Annotated in this window: 8 protein-coding genes; 3 read left to right on the plus strand and 5 right to left on the minus strand. The window is 63.0% G+C overall.

Translation table 11 applies throughout. The features are described from left to right. Positions 1 to 234 (plus strand): aldehyde dehydrogenase family protein (locus HLUSI_RS26590; protein WP_016832436.1); only part of this gene is annotated, 234 nt, incomplete at its 5' end. A 4-nt stretch (positions 235 to 238) separates the two neighbouring features. On the opposite strand, the gene HLUSI_RS0102280 is transcribed toward HLUSI_RS26590, so the two are convergent. Beyond that, positions 239 to 880 carry a DNA-3-methyladenine glycosylase I gene (locus tag HLUSI_RS0102280; RefSeq protein ID WP_029363027.1) on the minus strand — a complete coding sequence of 214 codons (642 nt, stop codon included), beginning with the start codon at positions 878 to 880 and terminating at the stop codon, positions 239 to 241. Between the two features lie 72 nt (positions 881 to 952). Beyond that, positions 953 to 1,864, minus strand: coding sequence for a sigma-70 family RNA polymerase sigma factor (locus HLUSI_RS26595; protein ID WP_016832438.1), 912 nt, complete (start codon positions 1,862 to 1,864; stop codon positions 953 to 955). A gap of 159 nt (positions 1,865 to 2,023) precedes the next feature. Between HLUSI_RS26595 and clpP the strand changes: the two genes are divergently transcribed. Continuing rightward, complete coding sequence (clpP, locus tag HLUSI_RS0102290; protein WP_016832439.1) at positions 2,024 to 2,641, plus strand: ATP-dependent Clp endopeptidase proteolytic subunit ClpP; 618 nt, start codon at positions 2,024 to 2,026, stop codon at positions 2,639 to 2,641. On the opposite strand, the gene pip is transcribed toward clpP, so the two are convergent. Genes pip through HLUSI_RS32295 form a run of 3 tightly spaced genes read right to left on the minus strand, consistent with a single transcriptional unit; the run spans position 2,638 to position 5,053 of the window. Then, positions 2,638 to 3,603, minus strand: a complete 966-nt coding sequence (pip, locus tag HLUSI_RS0102295; protein WP_016832440.1) for a prolyl aminopeptidase — start codon at positions 3,601 to 3,603, stop codon at positions 2,638 to 2,640. The two genes, clpP and pip, sit on opposite strands and share 4 nt — an antisense overlap. 55 nt (positions 3,604 to 3,658) lie before the next feature. Continuing rightward, complete coding sequence (locus HLUSI_RS0102300) at positions 3,659 to 4,624, minus strand: threo-3-hydroxy-L-aspartate ammonia-lyase (protein ID WP_016832441.1); 966 nt, start codon at positions 4,622 to 4,624, stop codon at positions 3,659 to 3,661. A 33-nt stretch (positions 4,625 to 4,657) separates the two neighbouring features. Then, the gene (locus tag HLUSI_RS32295; RefSeq protein WP_157137720.1) at positions 4,658 to 5,053 is read right to left on the minus strand and encodes a hypothetical protein; all 396 of its coding nucleotides are present in this window, start codon (positions 5,051 to 5,053) and stop codon (positions 4,658 to 4,660) included. On the opposite strand from HLUSI_RS32295, the gene HLUSI_RS26600 reads away from it, so the two are divergent. Further along, positions 5,026 to 7,754: ATP-binding protein (locus HLUSI_RS26600; protein WP_016832442.1), on the plus strand; the 2,729-nt coding region annotated here is incomplete at its 3' end. The two genes, HLUSI_RS32295 and HLUSI_RS26600, sit on opposite strands and share 28 nt — an antisense overlap.

A 7,754-nucleotide genomic window follows, 5' to 3' on the forward strand; every position in this document is an offset into this window, starting at 1 on the left:
GCCAACGATACCGAGTTCGGGCTGGCCAGCTATTTCTATTCGCGCGACATCGGCCGCATCTGGCGCGTCGCCGAAGGTCTGGAAAGCGGCATCGTCGGCATCAACACCGGCCTGATCTCCAACGAAGTCGCGCCATTCGGCGGCGTCAAGCAATCGGGCATGGGGCGAGAAGGTTCGCACTACGGCATCGACGACTACCTGGTCATCAAGTACCTGTGCATGGGCGGGATCTGATTGCTCAACCCGGCCGCCTGAACGCCTTGCGCTCCGCCTCCACGGTCTTGCGGCAGGCGCAGCCGGTCAGGTGGTCGTTGACCAGGCCCATGGCCTGCATGAAGGCGTAGATGGTGGTCGGGCCAACGAAGGTCCAGCCGCGCTTCTTGAGGGCCTTCGACAATGCCACCGAGGCTTCCGAGGTGGGATTGGCTTGCCAGTAATCCAGCGTGAGCACCTTGGGCCGGTCTTTGGCGGCCGGCTCGAATTGCCAGAACCAGGCAGCCAGCGAGCCGGCCTCCTCCACCAGTTCGATGGCGCGGCGAGCGTTGTTGATGGCCGAGACGATCTTGGCGCGGTTGCGGATGATGCCGGCGTCGCCGAGCAGGCGTCCGATGTCCGGTTCGGTATACCGCGCCACCCGGTGGAAATCGAAGCCGTCGAACGCGGCGCGGAAATTCTCGCGCTTGCGCAAGATGGTGATCCACGCCAGGCCTGACTGGAACCCTTCCAGGCAAATCTTCTCGAACAGACGCACGTCGTCGGCCACCGGCCGGCCCCACTCGCTGCCGTGGTACTCCGGCATGGCCGCATGCCAGGCGCAATAGTCTTTTCCGTCTTCCGCCGTGATCAGTCCGGGCACTTCGTTGCTAGTGATTATTGTCATGTCGATAATAAAAAAGCCGCAGGCAAGCGCTTATGATCCGGCAAAGCAAGCGAGTGTGCACGGCGCTTCTTGCTAATCCATTGCCGTGACGGCCTCCTGGAGTAGCTGCAAAGCGGCCGGCGAACAACCATGTCCATGCCGGCCCAGATCGGAAATTCCGGCAACACCGGCAATTGCATAAATCGTGCGGATTGCCGGCCCCTCCATGTCGAAGCTGAGTGCGAGCGCGATTTTTCCATACTGCAGGAATGTCGCGCCCCATCCGCCATTGATGCCGACGCAGGCGATGTACGTCCCGGACAACTCCATCGACATGATGCCGCTGACAAAACTGCTTGCAGCCTGCGCACCGGCTGCACCATTGCCCATCACCACGGCATCCGGCGCCAGCAGCTGCAGCATCGCCTGTTTGTCCTGGCGACAGATCGCCGCGACAAATTCCTGCGCCGTCTCGCGACACACCTGCTCGTCTGCAATCCTGCGCACCCGATCCGATTGCACGCGCTCCTTCGCCCTGCGCACCAACTGACGGCAATGCACCGGCGTCTTGTCCAGCGTGCGTGCGATTTCCTCGTACTGACAATCAAACACTTCATGCAATAGCAAGGCCGCGCGCTCGTCCGGGCTCAGGCGCTCCAGCATCAGCAGCACGCCATACGACAGATCCGACAGCATCGATACGGCATCTTCGGGCGACGGCGCATGCTCGTCCATCCATGGCTCCGGCAGCCAGGGCACGGCGGTGGTGGCGCGCTGGTGCTGCAAATGCCGCAGACGGTCGATCGCCAGCCGGCTGGCTACGGTAGTGAGCCAGGCTACCGGCGTTGTCAGCGACAGGTCCTGTGCTTCATGCCAGCGGATCCAGGTTTCCTGAACGACGTCTTCCGCCTCCGCCACGCTGCCCAGCATGCGGTAAGCGATCGACAGTAGCCGTCGCCGTGCGGCTTCGAACGTGGCGGTGGCGCTGATCGGGCTTCTTGTCATTGGTCTCTCCATGTTTGCAGCGCTGAGCTACTGCCTCCCTTGTTGACGTCCGGGGCGGCGAAAACGTGACAGCCGGCGAAAAATATTTTCATTTCGTCACGCGCGGCGGGCGGCGGCCGTCATGTCCCTACACCCACATTTCACGAAAAAGGACACGCCATGCCTGCATTTTCACCTCGCGCTCTGGACCTGGTTCCCACGGTCGTCGAGCAATCGGGACGGTCGGAGCGCGCCTACGACATCTACTCAAGGCTGCTGCGCGAACGCATCATTTTCCTGGTCGGGCCGGTCACCGACCAATCGGCCAACCTGATCGTGGCGCAGTTGCTGTTTCTCGAATCGGAGGATCCGGACAAGGATATTTCACTCTATATCAATTCACCGGGCGGCGTGGTCTATGCCGGGCTTGCGATCTACGACACCATGCAGTTCATCCGGCCGCAGGTGTCGACACTGTGCACCGGCTTCGCGGCCAGCATGGGCGCCATCCTGCTGGCGGCCGGCGCGCCCGGCAAACGACTGGCCTTGCCCAACGCCCGCATCATGGTGCACCAGCCATCCGGCGGCTCGCAGGGGACCGCGACCGACGTGGAAATCCAGGCGCGCGAAATCCTCTATCTGCGAGAACGTCTCAACAGTATTTTGGCCCGGCACACCGGCCAGACGATGGAGCGCATCGCCGGCGACCTTGAGCGCGACAACTTCATGTCATCCGAACGCGCCAAAGAATACGGCCTGATCGACGAAGTCGTCTCGCACAAGACGCGCTCGGACTAGTCGGCGAAACCGTCGGTGGCACGAATCAACTGATCAAGGATGCCCGGCTCGTTGTACGCATGGCCGGCGCTGCCGACCAGATGCAAGGTCGAATCCGGCCAGGCCTTGTGCAGATCCCATGCCGACTTGGCCGGCGTGACGATGTCGTAGCGGCCTTGCACGATCACACCCGGAATACCCTTGAGGCGGCCGGCATTGGCCAGCAACTGGCCTTCTTCCATGAACCCGTGATGGACGAAATAGTGGTTCTCGATGCGCGCGAACGCGAGCGCAAAGTGCGCGTCGCTGAAACCGGCGATCATGCCTTCATCGGGCACCAGCGTCACGGTGCTGGCTTCCCAACGGCTCCAGGTGCGCGCCGCCTCCAGCTTGGCGGCCTCGTCGTCGCCGACCAGCCGCTTGCGATAGGCGCTCATGAGGTCGCCGCGCTCGGCTTCCGGAATCGGCGCCAGAAATTCATCCCAGCGATCCGGCGCCAGCCATGATGCGCCTTCCTGGTAATACCAGTCCAGCTCCGACTGACGCAGCAGGAAGATGCCGCGCAACACCAGTTCGGTGACGCGCTCGGGATGCGTCTCGGCATAAGCCAGCGCCAGCGTGCTGCCCCATGAGCCGCCGAACACCTGCCATTTGTCGACGCCCAGCAGCACGCGCAAGCGTTCGATGTCGGCCACCAGGTCCCAGGTGGTGTTGGCGTCGAGATTGGCGTGCGGCTGCGAGCGGCCGCAACCGCGCTGGTCGAACAGCACGATGCGGTATTTCTCCGGATTGAACAGTTGCCGGTGCGACGGGCCGCAGCCGCCGCCCGGACCGCCGTGCAGGAACACCACCGGCTTACCCTTGGGATTGCCGCAGGTTTCCCAGTACACGCTGTGGCCGTCGCCGACGTCGAGCATGCCGCTCTCATACGGCGCGATGGGCGGATATAGCGTGCGCAATGCGGTGTCGTTGGTGTTGCTCATTGTGGTTGTTTCCCTGATGTCGGATAAAGAGTGTGAAAGGAGAGTGTAAAACGGTTCAGGCCGCGGCAAAGTAGCCCGACAGTTTGGCCAGGTCGACATTGCCGCCGCTGACGATCACGCCGATGCGCTTGCCCTTGAGCTGGTCTTTCATCTTTCGCACCGCGGCGAAGCTGAGGCAGCCGGTCGGTTCTACGATCATCTTCATGCGCTCCGCGTAAAAGCGCATGCACGCCACCAACTCGTCGTCGCTGACGGTCAAAATGTCGGCCACGTCGCGGCGGATGATCTCGAAAGTGTAATGACCGACGTGCTGGGTCTGGGCGCCGTCGGCGATGGTCTTGGGTGTATCGATGTGAATGATCTTGCCGGCGCGCAGCGATTGCAGCGCGTCGTCGCCGGCCTCCGGCTCGACGCCGTAGGTCTGGCAATCGGGCGACAGGGCCTTGGCCGCCAGCAGCGAGCCAGACAGCAGTCCGCCGCCGCCGAGGCAGACGAACAATGCATCCAGCGGCCCGGTTTCTTCGAACAGTTCCTTGGCGGCGGTGCCCTGCCCGCTGATCACGTCGGGGTGATCGTAGGGCGGAATCATGGTCAGGCCGTGCTTCTCGGCCAGCGCCGTGCAAATCTCTTCGCGGTTTTCAGTGTAGCGATTGAAGCGCACCACCTTGCCGCCGTATCCGCGCGTAGCAGCCACCTTGGCTTCGGGCGCATCTTCCGGCATCACGATGGTGGCCGGCATGCCGAGCTCATGCGCCGCCAGCGCGATGGCCTGCGCATGGTTGCCGGATGAAAACGTCACCACGCCGTCGTTGCGCTGCTCCGGCGTGAAGCGCGCCAGCGCATTCATGGCGCCGCGGAACTTGAACGCGCCCATGCGCTGGAAGTTTTCACACTTGAAAAAAACCTGCGCGCCGATCTCGGCATCGGCCGTACGCGATGTCAGCACAGGCGTCTTGTGGGCGTGACCGGCGATGCGTCCGGCGGCGGCGACCACGTCGTTGTAATCGGGAAGCTCAGGCATGGTGTCTCCGTAGGGGCTGTGCGTATGCGGGCTTTATTGCTTTTCAGATAGTAAAACATTTTCGGCAAGACGTTCGTGGTCTGCCTGCGCGCGGAAGATCGAGGCAAGGTCATCGCCGAAGGCGTGAAAAGCGAGGAGCACGCCGCCCGGCTGCTCAAGATGAGAAATGACAACGTTTGGCGTAGGACAAACACTGAATCCCCGGTAAGAAAGTTTGCCGCGCTCGCGGCGAACGCCACTTTTTTTCCATTTCTTCGTAACATTGGCAGGCGAAGAAATCCTCTGCCGTCCGTACCCTTTTGCGCACGCGTTGTCCGGCCGGAGACCGATTCCTGAGGTCAACAGATTCACTACCCAAAATCCAAAAATACGCTTCACCAAGGTGAATACAGAGGCTGCATATGAAGCTTGACGCCGCATCCACGCCATACAGTTTCCTCCAGGGCACCGGCACCCTCGGACAACTGATCCTGAACCACGACTGGTCCGCCTCTCCGCTCGGGCCGATCGACAACTGGCCGCAAAGCCTGAAGACGTCCATCAGCCTGATGATCAATTCACGCCAGCCGATGTGGCTGGGCTGGGGCGAAGAAGCGACCTTCTTCTACAACGACGCCTACATCGCCGTCCTCAGCGAATCCAAGCACCCGTGGGCGCTCGGCCGTCCGGTGACCGAAGTGTGGGCGGAGATCTGGGATATCTGCGGACCGCTGGCCGACAAAGTGTTCCAGCACGCCGAGGCGACGCTGGTGGACGATATCCGGCTCTTCATGAACCGCGACTCCGGCCTGGAGGAAAACTATTTCTCCTTTTCCTATAGCCCGATCCGGGATGAGTCAGGAAAGGTCGGGGGCTTGTTCTGCACCAACGCGGAAATGACTTCCAAGCATCTCAACGCGCGCCGCCTGCGCACCTTGTCCGAGCTCGCGCAACGAGCGCTGGTCGAAAAAACCGCCAGCGGCGCAGCCGCCACCGCCGCTGCGATCCTGGCGCAGAATCCCGATGACATCCCGTTTGCGCTGCTGTATTTGACCGACTGCGACCGTCGTCAGGTCCGGCTGGAACAAAGCGTGCACATCCTGCCCCTGAGCCTGGTCGTCCCCGATAGCGCCGACGTTGGACACGTGGACGTCGACACCACGGCTGTTAGCCATGTTGGCAATGACGCCAAGGCCACCCCGACGTTCTGGCCATTCGCGCAAGCGCTGGGCGCGGGCGGAAAAACCGTGGTCGACGTCAGCGGCCTCGACACGTTGCCGCTCGGCCCGGCCGATCAGCCGCTGCGCCAGGCGGTGATGTTGCCGCTGCAGACGCCGGGGCAGGAACATCCGCTTGGGGTGCTGATCTGCGGCGTCAATCCGACCCGGCCGCTGGATGAGGACTATGCGACCTTCTTCAATCTGTTGGCGGGCCAGGTCGGCATGGCGATCCAGAATGCCCGTTCGGTCGAAGCCGAAAAGCAGCGCGCCGACCTGCTGGCGGAGTTGGACCAGGCCAAGACCACGTTCTTCAGCAACGTCAGCCACGAATTTCGCACGCCGCTCACATTGATGCTGGGGCCGCTCGACGATATGATCGCCGACAAGGAACATGGCCTGCCGCCGGTCCAGCAGGAGCGGGCCCAAATGCTCCGGCGCAATGCTCTGCGCCTGCAGCGGCTGGTCAACGCACTGCTCGATTTTTCACGCACCCAGGCAGGCCGCACGCAAGCCTCTTACGTACAGATTGACCTGGCGGCGTTCACCGCCGACCTTGCCAGCACTTTCCGCTCCACCATCGAGGGCGCCGGCTTGACGTTCGAGGTGGATTGCCCACCGCTCGCCGAAGAAACCTACGTCGACCCGAGCATGTGGGAAAAGATCGTTCTCAACCTGCTCTCGAACGCCTTCAAATTCACCTTCGCCGGCAAGATCAGCGTCCGCCTCAGAGGTCACGGCGACCACATCCGCCTGACCGTCAGCGATACCGGCGTCGGCATCGCCAGCGACCAATTGCCGCTGGTGTTCAAGCGCTTCCACCGCATCGAAGGGTCGCAATCGCGCACCCATGAAGGTTCCGGCATCGGCCTGGCGCTGGTGCGCGACCTGGTCACGCTGCTAGGCGGCACCATCGGCGTCGACAGTGACCTTGAGCTGGGTTCCTCGTTCACGCTGACCATCCCGAGCGGCCGCGCTCACTTGCCGTCCGAGCGCGTGGTGGAATCGCTTGGCCCGGTCAATTCCAGCCTGAGCCCGCTGGGCGACGCCTATGCCGCCGAAGCGGACCGCTGGAGCGGCGCCAGGAACGGCAATACCGCAGAACCGGAAGACGCGGCAACAGCCGAGCGCAATCGCGCCAACCAAGTGCTGTCGGCGAGCGCACGCATCCTGGTCGCCGACGATAACGCCGACATGCGCGAATACCTGTCCAATCTGCTGCAGTCGCACTGGCGCGTCGAAGCGGTCGGCAACGGTGTAGAAGCGCTGGAGTCGGTACGCGCCAATCCGCCCGACCTGATCCTGTCCGACGTCATGATGCCGCAGCTCGACGGCTTCGGCCTGCTGGCCGCGCTGCGCAGCAACGACGCCAGCAAGGACATCCCGTTCTTCCTGCTGTCGGCGCGTTCCGGTGAAGAGGCGCGCCTGGAAGGCCTGGCCGCCGGCGCCGACGATTATCTGGTGAAGCCGTTCTCCAGCCGCGAGCTGATCGCCCGTATCGAATCCATGCTGCTGCGCTCCCAGATCCGCGCCATGGAAAAGCGCCATGCCGACCGCATGGCCACGATTTTTGCCCAGGCGCCGGTCGCCATCGCCATCACGCGCGGCCCCAATCATGTCTTCGAACTGGCCAATGCGCCTTACCAGGAACTGGTCGGCAACCGGCCCATCATCGGCCGCAGCGTGCGCGAATCGCTGCCCGAACTGGAAGGCCAAACGGTGCTGGACCTGCTCGACAACGTGTATCGCACCGCCGAGCCCTACATCGGACGCTCGATGGGTGTGAGGCTGCGCCGCAGCCCCGGTGAGGTGGACGAACGCTTCTTCGATTTCGTCTACCAACCCATGCTCAAGACCGACGGCAGCATCGAGGGCATCGCCGTGGTGGCCTTTGAAGTCACCGAGCTGACGCGCGCGCGCGCGCGCGCGCGCGC

The sequence above is a fragment of the Herbaspirillum lusitanum P6-12 genome (assembly GCF_000256565.1).
GTDB classification, from domain to species: Bacteria; Pseudomonadota; Gammaproteobacteria; order Burkholderiales; family Burkholderiaceae_D; genus Herbaspirillum; species Herbaspirillum lusitanum.

Bases quoted from the DNA above. Each gene is read 5' to 3' on its own strand.
- HLUSI_RS32295 (WP_157137720.1), bottom strand. From the start codon at position 5,053: ATGGCGTGGATGCGGCGTCAAGCTTCATATGCAGCCTCTGTATTCACC.
- HLUSI_RS26595 (WP_016832438.1), bottom strand. From the start codon at position 1,864: ATGACAAGAAGCCCGATCAGCGCCACCGCCACGTTCGAAGCCGCACGG.
- pip (WP_016832440.1), bottom strand. From the start codon at position 3,603: ATGAGCAACACCAACGACACCGCATTGCGCACGCTATATCCGCCCATC.
- HLUSI_RS0102280 (WP_029363027.1), bottom strand. From the start codon at position 880: ATGACAATAATCACTAGCAACGAAGTGCCCGGACTGATCACGGCGGAA.
- HLUSI_RS0102300 (WP_016832441.1), bottom strand. From the start codon at position 4,624: ATGCCTGAGCTTCCCGATTACAACGACGTGGTCGCCGCCGCCGGACGC.
- clpP (WP_016832439.1), top strand. From the start codon at position 2,024: ATGCCTGCATTTTCACCTCGCGCTCTGGACCTGGTTCCCACGGTCGTC.